Here is a 25,943-nt window from a genome sequence, read left to right as displayed (position 1 = left end):
AACTCCTGGAAATGTTCTGTTTAAGAGGTGTGTGTTGTACTGGATTGCTTGTACTGGGTTATTTTCTGTCCCGCACCTTGGCATTGGGCCACTCGAGGCGCTAGGCTTCTGATCAAGGAAATGGAATAGGCAGCAGCTTCCGAGGCCGCATTCTCCAAGAAAGTTGTTCCAGGCGGAGCATTTCACTCGATTGAAACAGTTTCTATTCGAAATCTACGCAAGCCGGATTTTCCTCCCCCTAAGCCTACATTCTCTCTCTTGCGTGAACAGCAGGGAACCTAGGATTCCCCCCGGTTTGCCATGCTTTGAGGTGGATTTGCGACGATTGCAGCCCTTTCTGAGCGATTCCAAGTTGCAGACGCAGGAAATTCGATCGCTCAAATACCTTGCCTGAAGCAGCGATCGTCCCTACAACCGTTACGATTCGTTCCTACATTAGTTCGCTAGCCCAAGTGCTCACCTTACTCAGAGCCAACGGGAGCCGCTATGCTGCAGGGCAATGGCATGAATTTCGCTTCCTTGGACCGAACTCAAGCATCAAATGAAGATCTACACACGCACCGGCGACGATGGCACGACCGGCCTATTTGGTGGGCCGCGGGTGCCCAAGAACGACCAGCGAATTGCCGCCTACGGCACGATTGACGAGCTCAACTCGCTGATTGGGCTCGCTAGGTCTTTGGAAGTTTCTGCAGAAATCGACGCTGGCCTGGCACGCATACAACATGAGCTCTTTGCTGTTGGGGCCGAACTTGCCACGCCGGAGCCCGAATCGCATCACACCGATTTTCTCACCGATCATCAGGTAGGACGACTCGAGCTGGAGATCGACCGGTTCGATACTTCTCTCCCGGAACTAAAAAACTTTATTTTACCCGGCGGCGGCCAAGCTGGAGCCACGCTGCATGTGGCTCGTTGCGTCTGCCGGCGGGCGGAACGGCAACTGGTAACACTCGGCGAGACGGCACCCGTACGGGCGGCGCTGATGCAGTACGTAAATCGCCTGAGTGATCTGCTGTTTGTGCTCGCCAGAGCCACCAATGCGAGCAACGACTGCCTGGAACAGCCCTGGGAAAAATAGGTCAGCCGGAGACAAGCAGCCGGGTTGGCACGAGCGGGACCCGAAGCGGACGAACTGAGTCTGCTCAAGCGGGCACTATACGCCAGCAAGCTAGCTAACTATTCTAAGTGCCAAGCGACGTCTTCCAGCAGTTTACCCTATGGCGGTAGGGTGCATGGAGGCTTCCTCGTCCTTCTGGGCGTCCAGGGATTCCCCTCGGACGTGTCCAATCAGTCTGATCTTCTGCCCCCAGCTTGATGGTTGCGCATGTTAGAATTTTCATTACGTGGCTACAGTTTTGCTGTGCTCTTTGCAGCCAGCGTCGTTTGCCCCACTGTGGTAATTGCTCAACAGGCTCCCCCGCAAAAAATCGAAACCGAGTCCGCAGAAGTTAGTGGCACTGAGCTAGCTGAGGAACCGGACCAGGAACTCTCAGATAGGCAAATAGCGGAAAGTGCAGCTCTAGCCGGTCACAATGCGTGGATGCTCACAAGTACGGCGCTCGTGCTATTCATGACGGCTCCCGGTTTGGCAATGTTCTACGGCGGATTGGTTCGCAGTAAGAACGTACTGAGCGTGCTCATGCAGTGCGTGTTTCTGATGGGGCTGATGACAGTGTTGTGGGCCCTTTACGGATACAGCTTTGCTTTCGGGGGCGATGGTCCCTATTTCGGCAATGGTGAGTATTTGTTTATGCAGAACGTCCAACGGACTTGGGATGATGCCGCCGGAGCTGCGATCACACCTTTGTTTGGCGAGTATCCAGCACAGATCCCCACACTCACACACATGCTATTTCAAGGCATGTTTTTCATTATCACCCCAGCTTTGATTTGCGGTGCCTTCGCGGAACGCATGAAGTTTAACGCCATGGCATTGTTTAGCATTCTGTGGGGAACCTTTGTGTACTGTCCATTGTGTCACTGGGTCTGGGATGGTGGGATTCTTACTTTCGGCGGTGACCATAGCATTGCCGGTGGGGCACTAGACTTTGCCGGTGGCACAGTCGTGCATATTAGCTCTGGAATTTCGGCGTTAGTCTGCGCGATCGTTATTGGGCGTCGCCGCGGATTTGGTCACGAAGATATGCGTCCGCACAATCTCACTTACACCGTAATTGGTGCCGGCATGCTATGGGTCGGCTGGTTTGGGTTTAACGCGGGCAGCGAACTGGCTTCCGACGAGCTTACCTCCAGCGCTTTCGCCGTCACGCACTTCTCTGCTGCCGCAGGGGTTCTCGGGTGGGTCATTTACGAGTGGCTCACCAGCGGCAAGCCGAGCGTATTAGGTGCTGCTTCAGGAGCCGTAGCCGGCTTGGTGTGTATCACCCCTGCCGCCGGTTTCGTGCAACCGATGCCCGCTCTCGCGATGGGTGCCATAGCTGGGGTCATGTGTGCTTTCGCCTGTGGAACGATCAAGCGAAAATTTGGTTACGACGATTCGCTTGATGCCTTCGGCGTGCACGGCGTGGGCGGAACGCTCGGAGCAATCCTGACTGGTGTGTTTGCCACCAGAGCCTGTTGGGACATCGCCGACGGCTCGAAGCTTGGAGTCATTGACGGCGGTGGAATTAAGGTACTCATCGGACAGATTGTTGCCACAGCCGTCACCTGGGTCTTCAGTATCGTGGCCACGTTCATCCTGCTGAAGGTCGTGGCCGCGCTGACCGGCGGACTTCGCGTGAGCGAAGAAGGCGAAATCCGCGGCCTCGATGATTTCGATCACAGCGAGGAAGGTTACATCATTCATTAGACTCCCAGTTTCACCGACCTGCCATCAATAGCACGGTTCTCCCTTTTGCGATACAATACCGCGTAGTCACCTAAGGCTACGATCACTCAAAGACGCGAGACCAGTACGATGAAGAAAATTGAAGCTATTGTTCGCCATTTCAAACTAGAAGATGTGAAGAACGCGCTGAGCGAACAGGGAATCGCTGGCATGACCATCACCGAGGTCAGAGGTTTCGGCCGCCAGAAAGGCCATACGGAAACCTATCGCGGCACGGAATACGCAGTGGACTTCGTCCCTAAGGTGAAGATCGAAGTTGCCGTGGACCATGAGAGGTCCCAACTGGTGATCGATACCATCATCAAAGCGGCTCAAACGGGGCAGATTGGAGACGGGAAGATTTTCGTCTCCGATCTCAGCGAAACCATTCGCATCCGCACTGGCGAAGTCGGCAACGAAGCGCTTTAGAATTTCGGCTGAGCTAACTGATAATCCAATTCCGCCAAATGCGGTAGAGCAACAGCTAGGAGTGCTTTGCTAGGCACTTGGGAACACTAACTTAGTGTTCCTTTTGTTTTTTGATCCTATGAGTAGTTCGCTCCGTACCGTTGTCGAGGCTTCGCGAACAGAGCTCGTCGAGGGACGCAGTCGCATTCGTGATATGCACGATCGTGGCGTTGAAGGCTTGCGGATTTGTAGTAGCCTTACCTCGCTGGTCGATGGCATCGTTATCCGACTGTTTGACGCTTCCTGCGAGACACTTCCCGCCAGCCAAGCTGCGGAATTGCGCAGTCAGGTTGCAGTTGTTGGGCTGGGAAGCTACGGTCGGCGTCAGATGGCTCCCTATTCGGACGTGGATGTAGTGCTCTTGCACGACACCCTCGATGGCGAGCATCTTACTTCGCTCATACGACCTTTCAGCCAGTCTCTGTACGACGTGGGTTTCGACGTAGGCTACAGCGTTCGGACTGCTGATGAAGCGATTTCACTTGCCCATGACGACGCGGTAATTGCCACCTCGCAGATTGGCGCTCGACTAGTAGCCGGAGCACAACGCTTGCACGAAGATTTCCGCACAGGCTTCGGAAAACAGATGCGCCGACGTCCTAGTGTAAGCTGCGAGGCAATTCTGGATGCGCGTCGCACGGAGCGAAGTCAGTATGGCGAGACGGTCTACTTGTTAGAACCCAACGTAAAACGCTCCCCCGGAGGGCTTCGCGATTTGCATCTGCTGCAGTGGCTTGGGTTTGTCGAGCATGGCGATTTCGATTTCGATCGCCTTCGCTTATTGGGTGTCTTGGGGAAGCTCGAGCATCGTCGCGTGCTCAATGCACGGAGTTACTTGTTGAGGCTACGCAACGAAATGCACTTTCACGCAGGCCGGGCAAGTGAAACGCTTAACCGGGCGGAACAAGTTCGTATTGCCGAAGTGTTCGGCCACACGAATCGAGCCGGCCTCTTGCCGGTCGAGCACTTCATGCGAGACTATTTTCGTCACACGAAGCATGTGTGGGAAATGATTCGCCGGCGTGTCGCTGCCCTTGCCACGCCCACGCGCGTACAACGACTGCTTGACCCGGTAGTGGGACGCAATGTAAGCAGCGACTGCCGCGTTGGTGTGAAGAACGTATCGCTGACAACAATAGGCAAACAAAGCATCCAAAACGGTCTTCTCGCAGTACTCGATGTCGTAAAAATCTCCCTGGAGGCAGAGAAAACTCTCGATCACGCAGCTTGGTCGGCCCTGTTGCTGGCTGCTCCTGAGTGTCCTAGCAAAATTACGCCAGTAGTGGCTGAGAAGTTTCTGCAACTCCTCGACAATCCGCTTACCGCGAGTGGCGCTGTTCGGGTACTCAACGAACTGGGCTACCTGGAGAAGCTTGTTCCCGCAATGAAGCACGCTCGCTGCTTGCTGCAATTCAATCAGTACCACAAATTCACAGTCGATGAACACTGCTTGCTTTCGGTACGCATGGCGACCGAATTCGAGAAGCGGTCTGATCCGCTAGGACAGGCCTATCGTGATGTCAAGGAGAAGCGACTGCTACACCTCGCTTTGCTGATCCATGATTTGGGCAAGGGATTCGAAGAAGACCACAGCGAAGTGGGCCGTCGCATCGCCAAAGAAGCCTGTGAGCGTTTGATGATTGGCGAGCGCGATTCGGACGTGGTCACGCAATTGGTACACAAGCATCTCACCATGTCGCACCTAACTTTTCGTCGCGACACGAGCGACCCTGAAGTGCTGCTCCGCTTTTCTGAAGAGATAGGTAGCCGACGCCGCTTGCGTATGTTGTTCGTACTCACCTGCGCTGATTTGGCTGCAGTGGGGCCCGACGTGCTCAATGATTGGAAGGTCGAAGTTCTCTCGGATGTCTATGCCCGCACACTACGGCTCATGGAGTCCGATGATAGCACACACGATGGTCAGCAACTCGCCGAGCATCGCAAGCAAGTCTTCGAGCAACTCAAGCCGAGCGAGCAAAAAGACCCCTGGTTTCAGCGTCAGCTCGATCAGTTCCCCGCCACGTATCTGGCGGGTCGGGATCTCAGCGAGGTTGCAGTAGCGCTTCGACGATTGAAAAAGTTAAGAAAAGGGGAGACTACCGCTTGGGGCCAGCACTTGCAGGAAACGAAGACGCTCGAATTCATCGTGAGCGCAAGCGAAGGCCTTGGGCAGGGAGTGTTCTCGCAGACTGCCGGGGCGCTGAGTGCAGCCGGATTGAAGATCCTGGCGGCCGATGTGGAAGTACTTGCAGACGATATGTTGCTGATACGTTTCGTAGCTACCGACCCAAGTGATCCCAATTTAGCAGACCCTACTCGACTGGATCGGGTGAGCCAAGCAATGATCACCGCAGCCGGCTCAGACGAGCCCCCGGCGTTCCCCAAAGTGTGGGGTCAAGCCGCGGCAGAGGCGTCTATCCAGTTGTCGGCGCTTCCCGACGAAGTGCGAATCGACAACGAATCTTCCCAGAAGGGCACGGTTGTTGAAGTTTTCACGTTTGACCGGACGGGCCTGCTCTACAAGCTAGCGCGCAAGCTCCACGAAATGGGCCTCACCATCCGCCACGCAAAAATCGGGACCTATCTCGACCAGGTGGTCGATGTGTTCTACGTGACCGACCGGGAAGGAAAAAAAATCTACGACAATGCCCGGCTATCCAATATTCGAAAAGAAATGCTCTCGCTCGTAGAACGCGGCGAGGCCTAGAATATCACCTGACGGTGCTAGCCAGTTTAGTTCCGGCAGGTAATTCCAGCCGAGTTCCCAACTCCCTTTGAGCCGATCCACTATGAGTGAAGACCAATCCAATCAAGCGAGTAATCTTCCGGACGAGCCTAACAAGCAGCCGGCCAGCATAACTGTCAAGGATACCGACGCCCGCTTCCCGAAGTTTCAGTCTACGGGTTTCGGTCGGTACAGCGACTTCAAGCCGCTCTCCAAGGGCGGCTCCGCGGTACTGCGCACTTGTCGCGATAATAATTTGGGGCGCACGGTCGTCATGAAGACACTCCACACGCATCTTGCCAACAACGAAGACCAACGCGCCCGCTTCCTGCGCGAGGCGAGAGTTACGGCGCAGCTCCAGCACCCGGCAACCGTTCCGGTTTACGACCTGGGCCGCGACATCGATGGGCAGCTTTATTTTACAATGAAACGGGTCCGCGGCGACACGCTGCGCGAAGTGTTTGACCGCCAAATCGCCGGTGAGAGCGAAGCCATAGAGACCTACGATCTCGAGCGCTTGCTCGGTGTGTTCATTCAGGTGTGTAACGCACTCTCCTCCGCCCATGCCACGGGTGTCGTGCATCGCGACGTGAAGCCAGAGAACATCATCATCGGTTCCTTTGGCGAAGTGGTTCTTCTCGACTGGGGTGTTGCCAAAGTATGGGCCGAAGACAATGACGAGCAGTCGCACGCTCAGCGCGAACATGCCAAGCATGAACATGAGATCTTGACCACCATGAATCAACGCCCTGGCACGCCGCTCTATATGTCACCAGAGCAGGTTCGCGGTGGGGGTAGCGACATCGACGCGCGCACCGACATCTACAGCATCGGTGTGGTTCTCTACGAAGCGCTCACGCTCGAAGAACCTCTACGCGGAGAGAAGATTGGCGATACATTTGACAAGATCATCAACGAGAAGCCGATGCCTCCGCGCGAGCGCGCTCCAGGTCGACTCATTCCACCACAGCTCGCGACAATTTGCATGAAGGCGTTAGAGAAGAAGCCCGATGACCGCTACCAAAACATGGACGACCTCATTATGGCACTGCGAGACTTCCGCGGCCGCGCACTGCAGACGCTTACTGGGGTTTGAATCGAATCACAGAGGATACGCAGGTTCACCGAGTTGGTTCGTGCATCAATCAAAGGCAAGGTCGCTCGTGCGATCACAGTGACCTCTGTGGTTCAAATGCTACCAGTGTTAGCGCCCCGCTTCGTTTGGCACTTCCCACAGAAAAACGTTGATCGTTGCGCATGCACAACGCGCTGGATGGTCCCGCCGCAACGAGGGCACAGCTCCCCTGCTCTGTTGTATACGCGATGCTCGTTCTGATAACCGCCCACCTGGTTGAGCGCGTTGCGATAGGTGCCATCGCTGAGAGTTGAACCCTCGTACCGAATTGCCTCAGACAAAACAGCATGCGTTGCTGCAGTGAGCGCCTCCCATTGCGCGTCGGACATCAGCCGGCACTGCCGCTCTGGGTGAATTCCCGCCACGTGCAAAATTTCAACCGCGTACAGATTCCCGATCCCCGCGACGGCTCGTTGATCGAGCAGTGCCACTTTAATCATACGAGCGGAGCTACCCAGTCGCTCGGCAAACTGCTCTGCCGTAATGTCCAGAGCGTCAGGGCCCAGCTTCGCGAGGCCATATCGTTGCCCGAATGCCTTTGCTGATAAGCAGTGAACATTCCCCAGCCCGCGACGGTCCCAGTAGAGGAGTTCTGTCTGGGGGCCGCCTGAGAGACGAAGGCGTAATCGCAGGTGTTCGGTCGTTGGCGGATCGACCAGCAGGACTAGCCCCGTCATGCGAGGCTCGAAGATCAGTGCCTCCCCGGAGGTCAACCACAACACGACTCGTTTGCCGGCTCGCCCAGTTCGATCGATCTTATGATTGACTAACCGCTTTCGCAAGCTTGGCAGGGCCGGAGTTAAGGAAATCGGCTTGCGAGGGCATGGTGGTCGCTCGACCGCCACGATGCGAGAACCCACCACGCTATCAATTCCCCGACGCATGGTTTCCACTTCAGGAAGCTCTGGCATGATGTCTACTGATCCCCAACAATATCAACGAGGTTCTCTTGACCCCACGAATTGTACAAATTCCACGAATAGACTGCTGAGATTTGTTCCCCATCCGGTCGAGTCGGAGAACCAGCACGAGTAAGATTCCTACTTTTTAAAGTACAGAGGGCAGAATTGGATACCCGCTTGAACGAACACCTGCCGCGACCGACAATAGAATACACAAGGAGAATTCATTGAGTATCGACGCTTCTGCCCCTACCACAACTGATAAAACGGCTGCCAGCGCCTCCGTTCCCGACAAGCAAGGTCGCTACGGCGATTTTGGTGGCCGTTACGTGCCTGAAACGCTCGTCAAGGCGCTCGACCAACTGGCTGTCGAGTACGAGAAAGCTAAGCAAGATACCGCGTTCCAGGCGGAGCTCGACGTACTGCTGCGCGATTTCGTGGGACGCCCCTCGCCGCTTTATCATGCGAAGCGTTTGAGCGAGCAATGCGGCGGAGCGCAGATCTACTTCAAACGCGAAGATCTGAATCACACTGGCGCCCACAAGATCAACAATACCATCGGCCAGTGCCTGCTGACGATGCGTATGGGCAAGAGCCGTGTCATTGCGGAAACCGGTGCCGGGCAGCATGGCGTTGCTACTGCGACTGCCTGTGCTCATTTCGGTCTACCTTGCGTGGTCTACATGGGCGAGGAAGACATTCGCCGCCAGAAACCGAACGTGTTCTCGATGAAGCTGCTCGGTGCGGAGGTGCGTCCCGTTTCCAGTGGCTCGCGCACCTTGCGCGATGCCATCAACGAGGCGATGCGAGATTGGATGGCTTCGGTCGACGACACCCACTACATCCTCGGCTCCGTCGTCGGTCCGCACCCGTTTCCGCAAATCGTGCGCGACTTTCAATCCGTCATCGGGCGCGAAACTATCGAGCAATCTCGCTCGCGCAAGGATTCAATCGGTCTGGGCCGCCTGCCCGATGTTGTCGTCGCCTGCGTGGGCGGTGGTAGCAACGCTGCCGGCATGTTCTATCCGTTCGTACCTCATGCAGAAGTCGAGATGCTTGGCGTCGAAGCAGGCGGGCGCAGCAACCAGCCTGGCGATCACGCCTCGCCGCTAACTTTTGGCCAGCCGGGCGTCCTGCACGGCAGTTTCAGCTACGTCATGCAGGATGAAGACGGCCAAACTTCCGATGTGCATTCGATGAGCGCCGGACTCGACTATCCCGGCGTGGGGCCGGAGCACAGTTACTGGAAAGACTCCGGCCGTGTAAAGTACACCAGCTGCGATGACGCGGCCGCGATGAAGGCCTTTGATGCCTGCGCCGCCGTTGAAGGAATCATGCCCGCACTGGAAAGCTCCCACGCAGTGGCTGCAGCGATGGACTTAGCGAAGCAGCGTAGCAAGGACGAAACTATCGTGGTGTGCCTCAGCGGTCGCGGCGATAAAGACGCCATGGAAATCGCACGACTAAAAGGCGTTGACTTCGGTTAGAACTCGCGGATTGAGATCCCTACAGAGACGAACAACTCATGTCAGCAATCGACGACCTCTTCCAGAAGCTTCGCCAGGAGAAACGCAAGGCGCTCATGCCCTTCGTGACCGCGGGCGATCCGGACTTGGATTTTACCGCTGCCGTTCTCCAGGAGTTGGCAGCCCGTGGCGCCGCGATGTGCGAGCTAGGCATTCCCTATAGCGACCCCATTGCCGACGGTCCGGTCATTCAGGCTTCCTACACACGCGCGTTGGGCAACAAGATCAAGCTCGAACAGATTATGAGCATGCTCGGCAGGGTAACGCCGCAGCTTTCTGCCCCTGTCGTTTCGATGGTTAGCTACGCGATTATCTATCGAAAGGGTCTGGAAGCTTATTGCGACGAAGCACAGAATCGCGGCTTAGCCGGCCTCATCGTGCCGGACCTGCCCGTCGAAGAAGCAGCAACGCTCTCGAAAATATGCGCCCAACGAGACCTGAGTCTCATTCAACTCGTTACACCCACAACACCCCGCGATCGAGCGCTCCGCATTTGCGAAACATCGACGGGCTTTGTGTATTACGTTTCCATCGCGGGGATCACAGGCGAACGCACCGAACTGCCGCCTGAATTGGCTGACAATGTGAGCTGGCTGCGCGAGCAAACCAAGCTCCCCATCTGCATCGGGTTTGGCATCAGCAAGCCTGAGCACGTGAAGCTACTCGCCCCCGCGGCTGACGGTCTCATTGTGGGGTCAGCAATCGTGCGCCGTGTCGCGCAAGCTGGCGAGTTGCCCAGAGAGAAAGTTCTCGCAGACATAGGCGAATACGTTGCATCGCTGATCGCTGCTCTCGATTGAGCTAGCAGTCGCTGACAATCCCGCGACCCCCAGCTACCCTGAGTCGTCAGGCATAAGCCGTCGAGATAGCAGGTCTGAAAACGTCAACTTGATAACTGAAGTACTTCTGATGCGGGCCTGCCCAAACTCTTGGCTCAGCAATTGTCTTCTCGGCTCAAGAACCCCCAATTCGATCGCCGATAAGTGAATTACGCCGATGCGCAGGCTCGATCCAGAAGAAACTGGATTTGACCTACTCTCGGGCGCAACTAGAATTAATAGAGAAGACTGCTAGCGATAGCGTACGGCAGACGAAACAGGGATCGCGACCATCAGAATCTGAGGAGGCATCACCATGACCGGGAACCCTTCGAACTCGCCTAGCGGCGACAGCGACGATGAATTTTTCAAGCGACGTAGCGATTTGTTACGTCGCTTTTTTGCTGGGGCGACCGAGTATGTGTTCGCCACCCGTCTCGGAGTGCCCGATCCGCCGTTAATTGACTATCTCACGGCACTACTGGTTCGTTTTGTAGCAAGCGACTCAATCTACTCGCTCCGTTCTCCCCAAGGAAAACGCCTGTGCCAAGTGGCGGACATGCTGGCCGAGGCGAACGCTCGTCAGGGTACCGCACGGCGCATCGCGCATCGCCACATCGGCGACTTCACGCTATTCTGGTCGGGCGTGTTTCCTGAAATCGCCGAAAGTAACCGTCGCACTGGCACCAAGGACAGCCTGCTTGACTACCAGCGGCAGGGTAAACGCAACTATTACCTTGCCAGCACCCTGCCTGCCGCCGAAGAGTCTGCCCCTGACGATGTACTCACCCGCTTAAGCGACAGCTTCGAGCTCTGCGTGTACGGCCTGGGGGAAGTCCGCCGCCAATGGGACAATCGCAGCGGAGACGAAGAGTTGCCGTTGTTGCTGGGCTGATGCGTTAGACCTGAAAAAAGTCATTCGAACGACCTCATAGCCGGTCATAAGTTTCAACTCATCAGTTAGTGCCACCCTGGGTTTGGGGTTTCCAAAGTATTTCAGCTAAGGCGTGCTCGGCGGCTACTTGGCTTTTTCAACGACTAGCTCCATCGATTACCCATGAAGAAAGTCGCACTCATCACTGGTAGTGGCCGCAAACGTGTTGGCTACGTTATCGCCAAAGCTCTCGCAAAGGCGGGCTACTCGCTCGTGTTGCACTACCACTCGTCAGGCGAAGAGGCGGAGCAGTCCGTCGCTGAGTTTAGAGAGCTAGGCACCGAGGCGATTGCATTGCAAGCCGATGTGGCTAGTGAAAGCGATGTCGACGGTATGTTCGATCGGGCCATGCAGCACTTTGGTCGTCTAGATGTCGCTGTGACTACTGCTTCGATTTGGCGTACGATCCCGTTCGAGAAAACCACCTCCGAAGACCTCATCAAGAGCTACGAGGTGAATACCCTCGGCACTTTCTTGTGTGCTCGCCGTGCCGGATTGGAAATGTGCAATCAGCCGGAGGGGGGCTCGATTGTCACCTTGGGTGACTGGTCAATCGATCGGCCTTATGTGGATCACGCCGCTTACTTTATCGCTAAGGGTTCGATCCCAACGCTTACGAGAATGCTCGCCGTAGAAATGGCCGCGCGTAATCCCCAAGTCCGTGTGAATTGCATTCACCCCGGGCCAGTGATGTTTCCACCCGACGCGACGGATAAGGAGAAGCAAAGTCGTATCGATGCCACGCTAGTGAAAACGGCCGACTGCCCCGAAACGGTTGCCCATGCTGTGAAATTCTTTACTGAGAATAAGTTCGTTACCGGCACTTGTCTGCCGATTGACGGCGGGCGGAGCGTGGCGGGGAACGAGCACGAGTAGTCGCCTCTGGCCTCAGGCATGTCACTTACGAAAGAGTGATGTCGTTGATTTGGGTAGCCGCGACACTTCGTCCCCTAGTGGGGCTGCCTCTTCAAACGGATCGCTCGGACAAGTGTCGCGGCCGCTTGCGGCGAGAGGCTGTTGAATTCGTTGATGCCGCTGAAAGCCTCTGGTGCTGCGCACACCGACACTTCTCCCTTGTGCGCTTGCGAAAGTGGCTGTGCCTAGCCTGGAGAAAGTGTCGCTGCTACCCGAATTATCGAGTTGTGCATCGACGATATGCTCCGTGGCCAGAGCTACGTCACCAACCCCTTCGTCACCAGCATGAATACATCCTCCAGCGTTGGCTCTTTGTCTGCGAAGGAGATCAGCCCGCAGTCGGCCTTCGTGAGAGTGCGGAGCAGGCGTTGGACGTCGGCGTCTTTGCCTGCGTATTCGATGGTACAGCTACGTGAATTCTCGTGGACTTGGTGTACATTCGGATCGCTACGAATGAGACTCAAGCCGGCAGCCGGGTCGCCGGTAAACCGAATGTCCAGTATGCGTTGCTTCTGGAGTTTCCGATAGACTTGATCGATCGGTCCGTGCAGGAGCAGTTGTCCTCGTTCGATAATCCCGATGCTCGTACAGCAATCGGCAAGCTCGGTGAGGATGTGACTCGAAATAAGAATTGTCTTGCCCATACTGCGTAACTCTTTGAGCAGCGCCTTTACCTCCAGCCTTGCTCGCGGATCGAGCCCGCTGGCGGGTTCGTCGAGAATCAACACGGGTGGATCGTGTACCAGGGTTTTCGCGAGGCAAAGCCGCTGCTTCATGCCGCGTGAAAGTCCGTTGACGTAGTCGTCGCGTTTGTGTGTAAGATCAAGCAACTCCAGTACGTCGGACAGCACCGCCTTGCGACGATTGCGCGGCACTTGGTAGGCCACGGCAAAGAAGTCGAGAAACTCCCAAACTTTCATGCCATCGTACACACCAAAGTTATCCGGCATGTACCCAACGCTGCGCCGCACGCCAATTGGATCACTGGTAACGCTATGCCCATTGATCGTGGCCTCGCCGTGCGTTGCTTTGAGCAGTGTTGCGAGAAAGCGAATCGTGGTGCTCTTGCCGGCACCGTTTGGACCAATAAAGCCAAACATCTCGCCCGCAGGAATCTGCAAATTTAGATTCGCTACGGCTGTGAAGTCGCCGTACTGCTTGCCGAAGTTCCGAATGTCAATCATAGGAGGTGTGATTGGTGAGAATTAGTTCAGGCCGCCAACTCGTGTTCCCTCGTTCCCACGCTCCAACGTGGGAACGCAAGGCAATGACGCTCCCGCGTCAGGGGCTAGGCAGAGTGCAAGGAGCCTGGTGAAGGGACAGCGCCGCGGAGCGGCTCGGTAGTGTGTTCCCACGCAGGAGCGTGGGAACAAGGGTACTATTGTTGGTTGTACGCAGTTCATTCCAATGGACTCAACACATTGTTGCTTCGCCTATCCGGCGCAACATCGCTGGGGCTATTCACGTCGGGTTTGCTGACTGCTGGCGGAGCCAACTGTAAGTGAGCGAGAACCACGGTTGCGCCGACTGATTGGGACGGTTTGGGCTCGACGCGTGCTCCAGGGAGCGTCTCGTCCAATCGCGCGACGAGGCGATATTGCTCGCGATCTGTATAGCGAGGGTCGTCTGCCACGGGAAACTGGAATGCCAGCTTTAGCAAATCGTCAATGTCCAAGCGTTCTTGCTTGAATTCCGCGACGGACTTGCGCTCCTCAGCAAAGGGAAGCGACTTACCGCCGGATGCAACCGTACCGCCGGGCAACGATGCCCAGGGGATCGCACGATTCTCGCCGTTGCGAAGCTGTCCCAACCAACAGGCATCGAATCGAAACTTACCTGTAGTCCTATCTTTGTGACGCCACACGACCGCTGCGTCATTAAGATCGACTCCCAATCGATTGATGATTTGTTTAGAAGCACCACTCGAAGATGTCGAAAATTTGATTCCTTCTCCGAGTGTGAGCATTTCCTCGCTATGGACAAACTTCGTGGAACTAGAAGTAATCGCCAGCCCTTTCAGCCGAGTCTTGTCGAGCTTCTCAAACGATAGCAGTTCGCGCGAATTGCCGTAGGGAAGTTCGTAACTGTCGTTGTCTGGAAAAGGCTTCGATACTGCACTCAGATCGTCGAACTCCACATCGTAGGTGGTCGAAAGAGATGCGTATAACGCACTGTAACGGCTCAAGTGAGCACGTGGGTAGTCGTTGTGCAGCTCCAAGAAACCGATCTCTGTTTGGGCACGCACGAAACCGATATCCAGATTTGCCTGCTGCACAATGACTAGAGCGCCAGCTACTGCGATCACGGGTGCGGCGATCCAGGCCCACTCGACTCGACCCAACGCGTGGAACACCATCCAGTTCAGCGGCACGAGCACAAATAGATACACAGCCAAACACGCGACAACGAACCCTGAGCCCGGCACACGCACGCCGGCGGCGACCCTAAGCGATTCGCGAGCTGCAGAAGACACCGGGCTAAAGTCGTTCCAACTCCCTAAGCCGCCGGGACGTTCGGCCACACTTTTCATTCGCTCGGGACTGCCTGGCGGATAGTTCGACCAACCCCCAGATTGGTCAGGCTGATCCTCCATGGTAACGCCAGCTTGGGTACCCATGTCGCGAGCAAACCATCGCATGCCGGTTGTGAAATAGGCATCGAGCCGGCGCTCGCCGTAGTTTGCCCAGGTCGAACGCAAATCGGAACCGACACTCGGTTCGAGATCGAACACACGTGCCGGCCTTGCGAGCAGCGCCCCGTTGAGGAACCCATCGTAACCGGGCCAATTGATGAAGTCACGCTCATCCAATTGCAGCGAAGAGCACACGACACTGCCCAGGCCGACCGTTTTCTCAGCGAACAATCTGCCCGTGTTGGGCATGTATCTCGCAGACGGACGCAGCTTCAGACTGATTGCTGAGAAGGGACTTGTGGGCGTGATTGGCGGTGCGGACTTTCCCTTGGTTCGCTGTCCCCAGTAACTGGAAAGCGTCTGCAGGTCGGAAGCCCTTAGCGTGGTGCTCGCGCCCGCTTCGGCCGGGAGATACTTGTCGAGAAAGCTGCCTCGTAAGGTGTCCAGTGAATTGGGTCCGTTGACGATCAGTCTACCGCCCCAGTGGATCCAATCGACTAAGGCGCGCTGTTGATCGGGTTGCATGCGATCCAGATTCACATCGTCCCACAGCACGTAGGCAAGACTCGTGCAAGTAAGAACGTTTGCCGGGAACGACACATGCTTGGTTCCGTCGACCAGCGCTACGCGATAGTGCAGTGCGTGGTTCTCGCCGAAATTGTAATCTTGCCAGGGTGCGAGCACCGTATCAGTCGTTTTAAGAAAGGCGTACTTTTGCGGCTCTTTGGAGAGGACCAGAAAAAAGTACTGGTGTGAGGGCATCTTGGTCCACGGGTAAGCTCGCTCGATAAGCTCGCCACCATATTCGCTGCGCTGCAAGCGACTGACGGCCGACAGCGTAGGAGAGTCCTCGGGAACGAAGATCTCGCCTTCAATTCGCTTCGGCTGATTCTTCGCCAGCAGCGCCGGGCGGCCCGATTGCATGGCATAGGGGGTGTAGCGAATCGGGAGGGGCTGCTGTTTCTTCCGCTCGATCGGCGCGAACGTCACAAAGCCGTTGAGATCGTCGTAGTTCGCGCGAAACAGTTGCGACACGGCCGTCCAGTGGCCCGGCTTTACCAGTGGCAACGCACCGCCGTCATCGGCCTGTATGATCTGTTGGCTAAGTGTAGGGACCAGCGGCAGCGCCTCGTAGTCATCCTTCTTTTTTTTCTCGGCCGCTTCCTCCTCCCCCTTTGTCTGGTCCGCCGTTTGCGGATCAGCCGAACCCGTATCCCCACCACATCCCAGACAGGAAGTCACGCTAGCCAGCAGCAACAAAGCGAGGATGGGGAGCGGGATTTTCACAAGCAGTGTTGGAATGAATGATCGGAATCAAAAGGGATAGAACCAGTTTACAGTAATCCCTACGAGAGAACATCGCTGCAAAGCCCCAAATCACTTGCTTGAATCTTCAATCGTGGGCTCTACACGGTTCCACTTCCCCAGAATCACCAGTGACAGCCCCGCCACAACGGCGACGAGCAGCATGAGGGCCAAAGAGACGGCAGCTACCTGATCGTCCGCCCCATAGTGCAACAACCCGAAGAGCCGTCGCGAGAGCGGTGTTACCCCAGGAGGGAGTACAAGAAAAGTCGCAGAGAGCTCGCCAATCGCAACGGCAAGACCTACCAGTAACGCTGTCATAAAAGCTGTGCGACGCATGGGTAGAGCAACACGCATTAGCTGCCGCCACTGCCCTGCCCCGTCGCTGCGAGCCGCATCGAGAATCTCTGTTGGAATATTGGCCAATTGCGTAGCAACGACGACTAGCGCTATTGGAAGGGCGCGAATCGCCTGAACAAGTACGCAGCCAACCAGCGTGTGATCGTAAAGCGTCGCGAGAGGACTCAACAGCGAGTCGGCGGGCTGATTGAGCAAGCGGACCGTCCACACACCCCACATGGGAGCCGGGATCGCAAGCAGCAGCGCCGCAGCGATCGCCAACCCGACGAGCAGCCAGTGGCTTCGGCGCGCAAACCAAAAGCCAAGCGCAGCAACGACAACGCTCGCCAGCGAGGCAAAGCAGCCGATCGTCAGCGACCAGCCCATCTCGCGCCTGAAATCCCACAGGCTGGCCGTCACGAGCGTTAAAGTAGCCAGCGGCGACCAGCTTTGGGTGATCTCTGGAGGGGCCCCAGTGGTAACGAGGCCGGCCTTCCATGCGAGACTCACCAGCGGAAAGGCGATGATTGATAGGGCGAGACTCCAAGTCAACACCGCGAACAAGCGAAAGTATTTCGGGCGCCAGCGCCAGGGAGCGAGATTCATGGAGACCGCAGCCACACGCATCGCCCACGGCGCGAGCAAAGCGAAGCAGGCCAACGTGAACAGGAGCAGGATCGTGATGCCGCGGAGAAGGTCCGTGGACTCGCCGGTATCAGAACCCAATACGCCCAAGCTCGCTTGCGTGAATATCTCCTCAGCAAAGGTGCGCACTGCGAAGAGATCGGTCACAACGATTTCCGTAGAACAGACGAGCGCGATCCAGAGGATAGCGGCAGCGATTCCTCCACCAGCATGTGGCAGGCTGACGCGCGTCAGCACTTGTTTGCTGTGGGCGTCGAGAAGTGTCTGCTCCTCAAGCGGCCGCTCGGCACTCGCGAGCGAGGCGGCTGTTAGCAGCGCCACCCAGGGAACGGCTGCCGTCGCATGCACTAGTACCGCGGCGCTCAGGCCTACAAACCACCTTGGATCAATACCGAAACCCTGTTGGAGCCAACCACCGTAACCAAAAGCTGCCTGGCAACTGGCAGCATGAACGTACAGCGGGACAAACAACAACGAGATCAGCAGGCAAGTTAGCAATCGTCGTCCGGAGAATTCCACTTTCCCGATCGCTACGCCCAACGGTACCCCCAGGGGGAGACTGAGTGCGAGTGTGCCAAGCGTCAGCCACGCAGTATGGGTGAGCAGCAACGAGAGCCGCGGCGAAGCAGTTAGCCAAAGCGCTGTGCAGAGCACCAAAAGCAAACTCGCAAGACTAGCACGTGCAGGACCCATGCTGCCACGATACTACGGGAGAGCGCCGTTGCCCACTACGCCGCTATTCGAAATGGCCTAGGAACGCTCGGCGATGCTCTAAATTATTCGCTTCTAGCTCTTCGCTTCTAGCTCTTCCAATTGCGTATCGTGAACTTTCAAGAGCGAGTCGATTTCCTCGACCAAGGTGCTGTCCAAGTTCCAATCGCCTGCCTGGGCGGTTTGCTGGATTTGCTCCGGTTTGCGCGTTCCGATGATGGCTGAAGTGACGGTTGCGTCGCGCAGCACCCAGCAGATCGCCAGCTGAACGACATCGTGACCGGCTGAGGCAGCCAGCGGCTTGAGCTTCTCGACCAAGTCGAGGTGAACGCTCAGGCGAGGCTCTAGGAACTGGGCATCGCGCGAGCGGTGGTCTTCCTCAGTAAGCGCCGCTGCCCGCTCCGCCGTGAATTTGCCAGTCAGCAGTCCCTTGCACATGGGGCTATAGGCAACCACGCCAATTTTGTTCGCTTGGCAATACGGTAGAAGCTGTTCCTCGAACTCCCGACTGAACATGTTGTAATGAGGTTGCAAAGAAGCGATCGGGTGAATCTTCTGCAGTCGCTCAAGCTGCGACACATTGCAGTTGCTAACGCCGATCTCTCGCACCAAGCCCTCTTCTTTGAGCTTGACCATAGTTTCCCAAGCGGCTTCAATTCCTGAGTCAGGATCGGGCCAATGAATTTGGTAGAGGTCAATGTGTTCCACTCCCAAGCGTTCTAAGCTGAGTGCGCACTCGCGGCGGACGTTCTCTGGAGTGAGGTCCCCGCGGGGAGTGCCGTCCTCCTGCATGATGCGGCCATGTTTGGTGGCGACAAAGGGTCGCTGCTCGACGGGAATCTCTTTCAGGGCTCGCCCGACCAAGATTTCCGAGTTGCCGCTGCCATAGATCGGGGCGGTATCGATCCAGTTCACACCGCACTCCACGGCGTGGGTGATGCCGTCGATCGCCTCACGCTCGTCTTGGTGGCCCCAGCCATATTTCCAATTGCTTCCGCCAATTGCCCAAGTTCCCAGGCCGATGACAGAAAACTTCAATGAACTATTGCCTAGTTGTCGGTGTTGCATGAACGAATCCAGTTGAAAATGAGTCGTGCTGGCAATGCACAGCTAGCCATACACAAGGGATGCCAGCGAATTATAGACGAAACTTGCTGGGGCGACAGTTCGTCTGGTGCGCCAAGTGGCGGTTTGCTAAGGTCTCGCACTTCTCTCGCTTTCACGAGCTACCAGATCGCCACAATCAAACACTCCAAGACCCTTGCCGCATCGTTTGAACATGAATCAACCGAAACAATCCACTCAAGCTGGTCGCTCCGTTCTAGAAAGCAATGTTGCGCAAACGCAGCCTTTTTCCAGGCAGAGAACTACGGCTATGTTGACGTTGTTTAGCTTGGCGATGGGGTGCGTGTTGGTGCTACCCGGCTGTAGTGCGTGGCCTTTTCGCCAGAAGGAGCGGACTTCGCTAATCACGCCAGCGATGCGAATGGCGGCCATCCGAGAGGTTGGCCCCCGGGCTGAGAAGAGCGATGCCCAGCAACAATGCGAGTACTGCGAGCAACTCGCCACCCAGATTCAAACTGAGCCGGATCCCATTGTGCGGCGCACGATCCAGGAAACGATTGCCAAATTCGATCAACCGCTAGCAGAACGGGTATTGCTAGCAGGACTGCAGGACGACGACGCCGATGTGCGAGTCGCTTGCTGTCGCAAACTGGGCGAGCGAGGCAAACCGGCAGCCGTGAAGGCACTCAGCACACTCGTCACTGAGGCAGAAGAGATCGACGTGCAACTTGCTGCCGTAGACGCTCTCGGCAAGATTAAGTCGCCCGAGTCGATTCAAGCAATTGCCTTGGCCCTGGAGAATCGCGATCCAGCTATGCAATATGCTGGTGTACAAGCGATGCAGCAGGTGAGCGACGAGAATCTTGGCAACGACGTTGCCGCTTGGCGAGCATTTGCTGCTAGCAAGTTGCCTGGCACGGACACGGGTTCTATTGCTACCCAACCTGAGAACCGCAGTGTCTACTAAAGATTGAAATGTTGCAGGCTGCGTGAAAACGATACGCATAAAACTATGCGGTTTTTCTCTTTATTGTTGAAGTCTTCACGACTTCCACACTCTCCCGAAAAGTTCCCGCTCAGGCTTAATTTGTCGCCCGAGTTGCCCGATATCAATTCAACGGGCCGCCTTGTCGCAAGCGAAAGATACATTCTTCCGATTCGGCAGAACTCTGGCTCGCCAAGCTGACAGTAATCGCTTCCTAATCATTCAAAGTTGAACTGATTGGAGAAGCTGGGGGGGATTCTTTTGATACTGCTGCGCCGGAAGTATGTCTATCGTTGCGCCCAAGTGCGTGTGCCATTGGCCCTATTGCTGATCTCGTTCTGCGCTGTACCTGCGCTTGCAGAGAACCGCGTCGAATTCGGGCGCTCCACGATGGCTCCGCGGATCGAGCCGCAGGACCTCGACCATCAGGAAGCCATGGCGACCATCTTGGGGGACACCCTGCGCTCAACTTCCGGGTGGCGTCGTCAGGGTTCGACGAATAAATCGGTAGCGAAGCCAGTCAAGACATCGACTGCCAAGCCACTGTCGGCAAGCAACAAGCAGGTTGCCGGCGGCAGGTGGCAAGCTAGTGGCGCAAAGCGAGGCACTGACGCCAGCAAGACCACAAGCTCATCTCAGCTCCAACTCGAACAACCCAGGCTCGACTGGGTGCCGCCTCGAGCGTCTGGTGATGGTGATGTGGCCGAGGAGGATCATGTCGAAGCAAAACCAAGCAAAACAGATTCTGCAAAACCACTAGTTCTTGGAAGTCCGACAGAGCCGACGAAGGTTGAAGAACGGGCGCTATCGCTTCTCGACGAATCTACTGCAAAGCCCCTGCCCAAGGTGAGCTCGCCAAAGAAGGCAATCTCAACGGCACGCCGCTCAACGCGTCCTGTCCATGTACAATCACCTCCGAAGACGAAGTCTCTTGACGTCAACAGTACCGCAACCACGCCAACCGATCTGAAGCCGCTGACGCGCCAGCAAATCGCCTTGCGTAGCAAAGTGCGCAGCGTACTCGCGCACTATTACAATCGCCCGTTCGATACCGCGTCGCGTGGGCCGTGGGAGTTGATGCACGCGATGCTGTCCTACGAGGTGCATAGTCGTGTTCTGCAAAATGGACCCAAAGGCGAACCGATTACTGCGGTAGGCTGGCTATGCTTTAACCAACCGTGCCGCAAACGCACGCTCATGTACTTGAACCAAGACGGCGATCTGCGCGTCCGCGTTGGTCCCGCATTGCAAGGTCATCAGGGGCAATTACTGGCGTTGCTCGCACAAGCACGTGTGAAGAGCAACTACCCGATGAAGGTCGAGGATAAAGATCTGACGATTGAAGACTTGATCGACGTGGAGAAGCTCACCTGCTACCCACGCACCGAGCTCACCTTCAAACTCATCGGCCTCATGCATTATCTTCCCTCGGATGCCACTTGGCAAAACGATAAGGGCTACGATTGGAATTTCCCGCGGCTGATCCAGGAAGAAATGCGCCAGCCGGTGCGTGGTGCTGCTTGTGGCGGTACGCATCGCCTCTCGGGCTTGACATTGGCCGTAAAGAAACGCCGCCAACGAGGCGAGCCGGTCAATGGCGAGTATGCCAAGGCCGATCGATTTGTTCGGAACTACCAAAACTACGCCTACCGCTTGCAGAATTCCGATGGCAGCTTCAGCACCGAGTGGTTCCGCGGACCGGGCGCCGAAGAGGATGTCGATCGCCGTCTGAAGACCACCGGGCATATCTTGGAGTGGCTGCTCTACGCGGCTGACGAAAAGCAGTTGAACTACTGGCGCACGGTGAAGGCAGTCAATTACTTGGCAAATATCATGAACTCCAATCGTCGCCGCGATTGGGAAGCGGGCCCGCTCGGCCACGCGATTCATGCCCTGGTGCTTTACGACCGCTTGGTCTTTTCCAAGTACGACGGGCAACCAGACGAATCTGCCGACACGTCAGTCGCTCGCGGTGCCGGTTCGAATGCTCGCTGATTGTGTGAGACTTTTGCAACTTCTTCACGTCGAGAGTCGCCTCTCTACCATTGAATTAGCTTCCTGCGTGGTTTACATTGCATCTATCGCGGTGCACTGCATCAATCGCAGGCGCACTTCGCGACTTGCACACGTGGTTGCATTGCAAGGAGAGTGCTCCACGGAATCGATGGCTGGTCCATTGAGGCTAGCCATCGCCGGCTGGCCTGTTGTTGGCCCGCCCCACACTTGGCTTCATCGGCATTGGCTTCGACGGCGGCAGGATGGCTTCACCGGGAAAATCCTCTGATCGGACGACTGTTCTTTGCCAGATGGCCGCGCGCCTAGCCGAAAGCGAAGAGGCAGACGCCCTGCTCTTCCTTCTGGAAAAGCCACTCGACTGGGAAAAACTTCACGCAGCAACTGAGAACCTGAGCGTGTTGGTTGCGTCGGACGATGCCGTCATCCTAGGTTCTGCCGCCAAAGCAGAGTTCAGTACGGTGCCGCTGAACATGCCAGACAGCCCCGTCTACGATCAACTCGCCCAAGCGTTGCTGGAAAGCGTGGCAGACGATTTGCTCTCGCCCGGTTCCTCGGTTGTGGCTCTGTATAGTGGTTTTGAGGCGGGAGTACTCGACTCGCTAAGCGTTGTGCGTCTGGACGAGCACCTCGGCCGGCTCACGGTGCGCGACCTGCGTAAGCTGGAAACGCGTGTGCCGCTCGATACGTTGAAAACCGCCGTGGACCTTGCCGTGGAAATCGGTCGGGAAGGCCGCGAAGGCAAGCCGGTAGGGACGCTGTTCGTGGTGGGCGATCACAAGAAGGTGCTCGAGCACTGCCACCCGCTCGGGTTCGATCCGGTCAAAGGCTACGTGCTTGCCGAACGTCGCCTGGAAGATTCCAAGGTGCGAGAAGCGCTCAAAGAGGTCGCCCAGCTTGACGGGGCTTTCGTTATCTCAGCCAAAGGCAACGTCACCGCGTCGGCCCAACACATCTCTGCCCCGGCGGCAGACATCACGCTCAGCAAAGGACTCGGCACCCGCCACTGGGCAGCCGCCGCCATCAGTCGAGCCACCGCCGCGGTGGCGATCACCGTCAGCGAGTCGAACGGCACGGTGCGCGTCTTCCAAAACGGCCAAGTCATGCTACGCATCGAACCCTTCCGCCGCGCGATGAAGTGGAAAGACTTCGAGCTGGATCCACCCGGCGGCGAATGAGTCGGGTTGGGATTGGTTGCACTGCCGGTAGTCAGTTTCTGCCGCTACTGCATTGGCCGGATCTTAACTGGCTTACGATCCACAAGCACATTGAGCGTATCGCCGTCAGCCATGCGATGACTTTACCCCTGAGCACTTGGGGTTGTGGTTTGACGTGAACAGCCGTGGCGGCAACAGGTAGAGAGCGATTGCTCGCATGGAATATAGGTACCACAGTGGCCTCAGGGACAAGTGAACCAATCCCCGTCGGGGCGTTTCCCGACAAGCCACAGCGCAACCGCGACTTTGAACTCGCCACCGCAGAGTGTATCTGAGCAGCGTTTCCCGCCGGTGCTTTATCCTTTTTGGTTGTTACTCGCCCTCTGCGTACTGCTTGCGAATTTCCGCCGCCGCCTCCAACGCTGCTCGCTCTGCTTGCAAGAGTTCTGACTCTTGTTGCGTTTCTTGCAGAGCGGCTTCCGCCTCCTGGGCCTGCTGCTGGTGCTCTTGAAGAGTTGTTTGTGCCTGTTGGCGGGCGGCTTTGGTTTTTGCCAGCTGGGCGGCAAGCGCCTCGGCTTGTGCTTTGAGCTTGGCTAGCGCGGCGCCTGATTCTTGAGACGCCTGCTTGGCGGCGGTTGCTTGGGTGGTGAGTTGGGCAAGCTGCTTGTCGGTTTGTTGTTGAGCTTCAGTGAGGCGCGTGGCTGCTTGCTCGAACTGCTGCTTGGCTGCTTGAATCTTCTCTAGGCGTTGTTGGCTTGCTTGCAATTGCTGCGCTGCCTGGGCCAATTTGGCAGTCGACTGAGTAGCACTCTGCTGGAGTGGTTGGAGCGGGGGTAACTTTTTCTTTTGCTCTTGGAGTTGCTTGAGCTTGGCGAGCGTTGAGTCGACTTGCCCTGCGACCTTTTGCTGTTGTTCTCCCACGGTTGCCTTTTGTTGCTCAGCCTCTTGGAGTGCGGCGCCACCTTGGGTTTCAGCCTCGGTGGCGGTAGCAAGTCGCTGCTCGGCTTCGCGTTGCCGGTTTGCCTTGTCGCTTGTTGCTTCCTCCTGCGTCGACGCTTCATTGCTTACACTGGCATCCGCTAGCAGGCGCTCGGCTTCGAGCCGCCCCTTGGTTGCCTTGGCGAGCGACTCGGTCGCGAGACGCCACTGCTCAGTCGCGGTTGAGACGTCTTGGGCAAGTTTCACGCGTTGGTCGCTCAGCTGGCTGACCTGCTGATCGGTTTGAGTGACTTGCTGGAGAAGTTTTTCCCTTGCGCTTCGTGCCTCAGCGAGCAATGCCTGCTGGTGTTGGTCATCGGTACGAAGCTTGCTGACGAGGTGTTGCTGCTCATCGGTAGCCGCTCGCGCTTCCAGTAGGCGTTGCTTTAGCGCCGGCGGATTAGGTGCGAGGCGGGCTAGCGACTTGCCCGATTCCGCATCAAGGAGGTGCGTGTTGCCGAGGAAATCTCCAGCGAGCACACTCTTGCCTTCATGCGTGTAACGGACAACGAGGCCCATTTCTTCTAGCCGTTGACACTCCTTGATGTGTTTGCCATCTGCCTGCCAGAGGTGAACTTTCCCATCCCGCCCGGTAGTCGCCAACCGCCCGTCACGGGAAAAGTCGACGCTCAGCGGTGCCGCCCGGGGCCCGCCGCCGTGCGGGTTCCAGTTCTTGATCTGCTTTCCATTGGTCTGCCACAGTCGCAGGGAATCGTCTTCACTCACTGAGGCAATCACTGCCGAGTCGAACCGCCAAGCGAGATCGTTGATCGCTTCCTTGTGGCCGGATAGCTGGGCAACTTCGAGCCCACGGTTGGCCACCCAGACGTTCAGCCCGCCGTTGCGATCTCCACTGGCGAGAAACTTGCCATTGGGACTGAATCGCAAGGTGGTAATCCAGTCGGTATGCTTCTTGATTTGGTAATCGAGCTGGCCATCTGCGAGGCGGTAAACTCGGACGGTGCGTTTCGGTCCGCCCAGGGCCAGCAACTGGTGATTGGGAGAAATGTCTGCGGCAAGCACCTCGTCGATCTCTTCGCCGATGGTGGCAAGCCGTCTCCCCGAAGTGACTTCGAACACCGCCACCTTGCCCGACGCTGCTGCGTGCCCACCGCCAACGATCAGTAGGCTACCGTCGCGACTAAAGCGAATCACACGAGGCGAGCCTTCAGGGAAAGGCAACACACCGAGCAGTTCGTGGGACTGCGTGTGATAGAGCGACACCTGGCGAATGCCGCCAATCGCTACCAGCGGCGCCCAGGGGCTTGCCGCGGCGGCATCGACGGCTGCCGGCTTGGCGGGCGTGATCACCGGTTGTTGCAGCACTCCGACCGGCATGGCAGGTTCGCCGGCGGGGCGATTGTCGGTGGAAACGGTCGCCTGTTGGACGACCGCAGCCTGCTTGCGCACTTTCGAGTTCTTGTTGTCTAGCAGTCCGCCGTTGATCCACTTTTCGATGAGCGCGAGCTGGTCGTCGGGCAGTTTGTCGCCGCCGGGCGGCATGCTCGGAGATTCTTCGTGAGTGATCAGGTGCCACAATCGCGAGCCGCTGGCGTCGCCCGCGGTAAGCACTTCGCCACCCACGCCGCCGGCCAGTGCGGCGGAGAGTTGATCGAGCGCCAAATCGCTTCTTTTCTCGTCTTGGCTGTGACAGGCGAAACAGTGCTCCGCGAAGATAGGCCGCACATGTTCTTGGTAGGTGATTTTCTCGGCGGCGAGCGTCGAATCATTCGCAAGCAAGCCAAAAATCAAGGCCAGGAATAGCTGCCCCATGCCTCTGCGTGGGGCGGCACTGTCAACTTCACAGAAATCGTTTTGCAGATGTTTTTTCAAAGGTTACAACTCGGGAAAAATGCTCGC

At 56.8% G+C, this 25,943-nt stretch carries 18 protein-coding genes; 12 read left to right on the top strand and 6 right to left on the bottom strand.

All coding sequences use genetic code 11. From position 1 onward, the window contains the following. Positions 1-541: 541 nt before the first annotated feature. The 5 genes from HG15A2_RS17325 to HG15A2_RS17305 all read left to right on the top strand — a co-directional run bounded on the left by HG15A2_RS17325 (position 542) and on the right by HG15A2_RS17305 (position 7,119). On the top strand, positions 542-1,081 hold the full coding sequence (locus HG15A2_RS17325; protein WP_145061740.1) for a cob(I)yrinic acid a,c-diamide adenosyltransferase: 540 nt from the start codon (positions 542-544) through the stop codon (positions 1,079-1,081). Positions 1,082-1,327: 246 nt separating this feature from the next. Further along, a complete protein-coding gene (locus tag HG15A2_RS17320; protein WP_145061738.1) occupies positions 1,328-2,812 on the top strand; it encodes an ammonium transporter in 1,485 nt (494 codons plus the stop codon). Positions 2,813-2,920: 108 nt separating this feature from the next. Beyond that, the gene (locus tag HG15A2_RS17315) at positions 2,921-3,259 is read left to right on the top strand and encodes a P-II family nitrogen regulator (RefSeq protein ID WP_145061736.1); all 339 of its coding nucleotides are present in this window, start codon (positions 2,921-2,923) and stop codon (positions 3,257-3,259) included. A 118-nt stretch (positions 3,260-3,377) separates the two neighbouring features. Then, on the top strand, positions 3,378-6,005 hold the full coding sequence (gene glnD / locus HG15A2_RS17310; RefSeq protein WP_145061734.1) for a [protein-PII] uridylyltransferase: 2,628 nt from the start codon (positions 3,378-3,380) through the stop codon (positions 6,003-6,005). An 82-nt stretch (positions 6,006-6,087) separates the two neighbouring features. Beyond that, entirely contained in the window at positions 6,088-7,119 is a 1,032-nt protein-coding gene (locus tag HG15A2_RS17305; protein ID WP_145061732.1) for a serine/threonine protein kinase, read from the top strand. A gap of 92 nt (positions 7,120-7,211) precedes the next feature. On the opposite strand, the gene mutM is transcribed toward HG15A2_RS17305, so the two are convergent. Then, a complete protein-coding gene (gene mutM, locus HG15A2_RS17300) occupies positions 7,212-8,069 on the bottom strand; it encodes a bifunctional DNA-formamidopyrimidine glycosylase/DNA-(apurinic or apyrimidinic site) lyase (RefSeq protein ID WP_145061730.1) in 858 nt (285 codons plus the stop codon). A gap of 224 nt (positions 8,070-8,293) precedes the next feature. On the opposite strand from mutM, the gene trpB reads away from it, so the two are divergent. The 4 genes from trpB to HG15A2_RS17280 all read left to right on the top strand — a co-directional run bounded on the left by trpB (position 8,294) and on the right by HG15A2_RS17280 (position 12,214). Continuing rightward, positions 8,294-9,547, top strand: coding sequence for a tryptophan synthase subunit beta (gene trpB / locus HG15A2_RS17295; protein ID WP_391483926.1), 1,254 nt, complete (start codon positions 8,294-8,296; stop codon positions 9,545-9,547). 38 nt (positions 9,548-9,585) lie between these two features. Beyond that, on the top strand, positions 9,586-10,386 hold the full coding sequence (gene trpA, locus HG15A2_RS17290; protein WP_145061726.1) for a tryptophan synthase subunit alpha: 801 nt from the start codon (positions 9,586-9,588) through the stop codon (positions 10,384-10,386). Between the two features lie 334 nt (positions 10,387-10,720). Continuing rightward, the gene (locus tag HG15A2_RS17285) at positions 10,721-11,299 is read left to right on the top strand and encodes a hypothetical protein (protein WP_218932042.1); all 579 of its coding nucleotides are present in this window, start codon (positions 10,721-10,723) and stop codon (positions 11,297-11,299) included. Between the two features lie 162 nt (positions 11,300-11,461). After that, entirely contained in the window at positions 11,462-12,214 is a 753-nt protein-coding gene (locus tag HG15A2_RS17280; protein ID WP_145061724.1) for an SDR family NAD(P)-dependent oxidoreductase, read from the top strand. Positions 12,215-12,510: 296 nt separating this feature from the next. On the opposite strand, the gene HG15A2_RS17275 is transcribed toward HG15A2_RS17280, so the two are convergent. From HG15A2_RS17275 to HG15A2_RS17260, 4 genes are all read right to left on the bottom strand, one after another. Next, positions 12,511-13,437, bottom strand: a complete 927-nt coding sequence (locus HG15A2_RS17275; RefSeq protein ID WP_145061723.1) for an ABC transporter ATP-binding protein — start codon at positions 13,435-13,437, stop codon at positions 12,511-12,513. A 215-nt stretch (positions 13,438-13,652) separates the two neighbouring features. Further along, complete coding sequence (locus tag HG15A2_RS17270) at positions 13,653-16,172, bottom strand: hypothetical protein (protein WP_145061721.1); 2,520 nt, start codon at positions 16,170-16,172, stop codon at positions 13,653-13,655. A gap of 90 nt (positions 16,173-16,262) precedes the next feature. Next, complete coding sequence (locus HG15A2_RS17265; protein ID WP_145061719.1) at positions 16,263-17,867, bottom strand: ABC transporter permease; 1,605 nt, start codon at positions 17,865-17,867, stop codon at positions 16,263-16,265. 93 nt (positions 17,868-17,960) lie between these two features. Further along, on the bottom strand, positions 17,961-18,953 hold the full coding sequence (locus HG15A2_RS17260) for an aldo/keto reductase (RefSeq protein WP_145061717.1): 993 nt from the start codon (positions 18,951-18,953) through the stop codon (positions 17,961-17,963). A gap of 307 nt (positions 18,954-19,260) precedes the next feature. Here HG15A2_RS17260 and HG15A2_RS17255 point away from each other — a divergent pair, with 307 nt between their 5' ends. From HG15A2_RS17255 to HG15A2_RS17245, 3 genes are all read left to right on the top strand, one after another. Continuing rightward, complete coding sequence (locus tag HG15A2_RS17255; RefSeq protein ID WP_218932041.1) at positions 19,261-19,917, top strand: HEAT repeat domain-containing protein; 657 nt, start codon at positions 19,261-19,263, stop codon at positions 19,915-19,917. A 279-nt stretch (positions 19,918-20,196) separates the two neighbouring features. Further along, positions 20,197-21,930, top strand: a complete 1,734-nt coding sequence (locus HG15A2_RS17250; RefSeq protein WP_145061713.1) for a hypothetical protein — start codon at positions 20,197-20,199, stop codon at positions 21,928-21,930. Positions 21,931-22,142: 212 nt separating this feature from the next. Beyond that, positions 22,143-23,126, top strand: coding sequence for a DNA integrity scanning protein DisA nucleotide-binding domain protein (locus HG15A2_RS17245; RefSeq protein ID WP_246117773.1), 984 nt, complete (start codon positions 22,143-22,145; stop codon positions 23,124-23,126). A gap of 351 nt (positions 23,127-23,477) precedes the next feature. Here HG15A2_RS17245 and HG15A2_RS17240 read toward each other — a convergent pair whose 3' ends face one another. Next, positions 23,478-25,916, bottom strand: coding sequence for a WD40 domain-containing protein (locus HG15A2_RS17240; RefSeq protein ID WP_145061711.1), 2,439 nt, complete (start codon positions 25,914-25,916; stop codon positions 23,478-23,480). Positions 25,917-25,943 lie beyond the last annotated feature (27 nt).

This window comes from Adhaeretor mobilis, assembly GCF_007741515.1.
Lineage (GTDB): Bacteria > Planctomycetota > Planctomycetia > Pirellulales > Lacipirellulaceae > Adhaeretor > Adhaeretor mobilis.
This window is presented reverse-complemented; position numbering and strand designations above follow the sequence as displayed.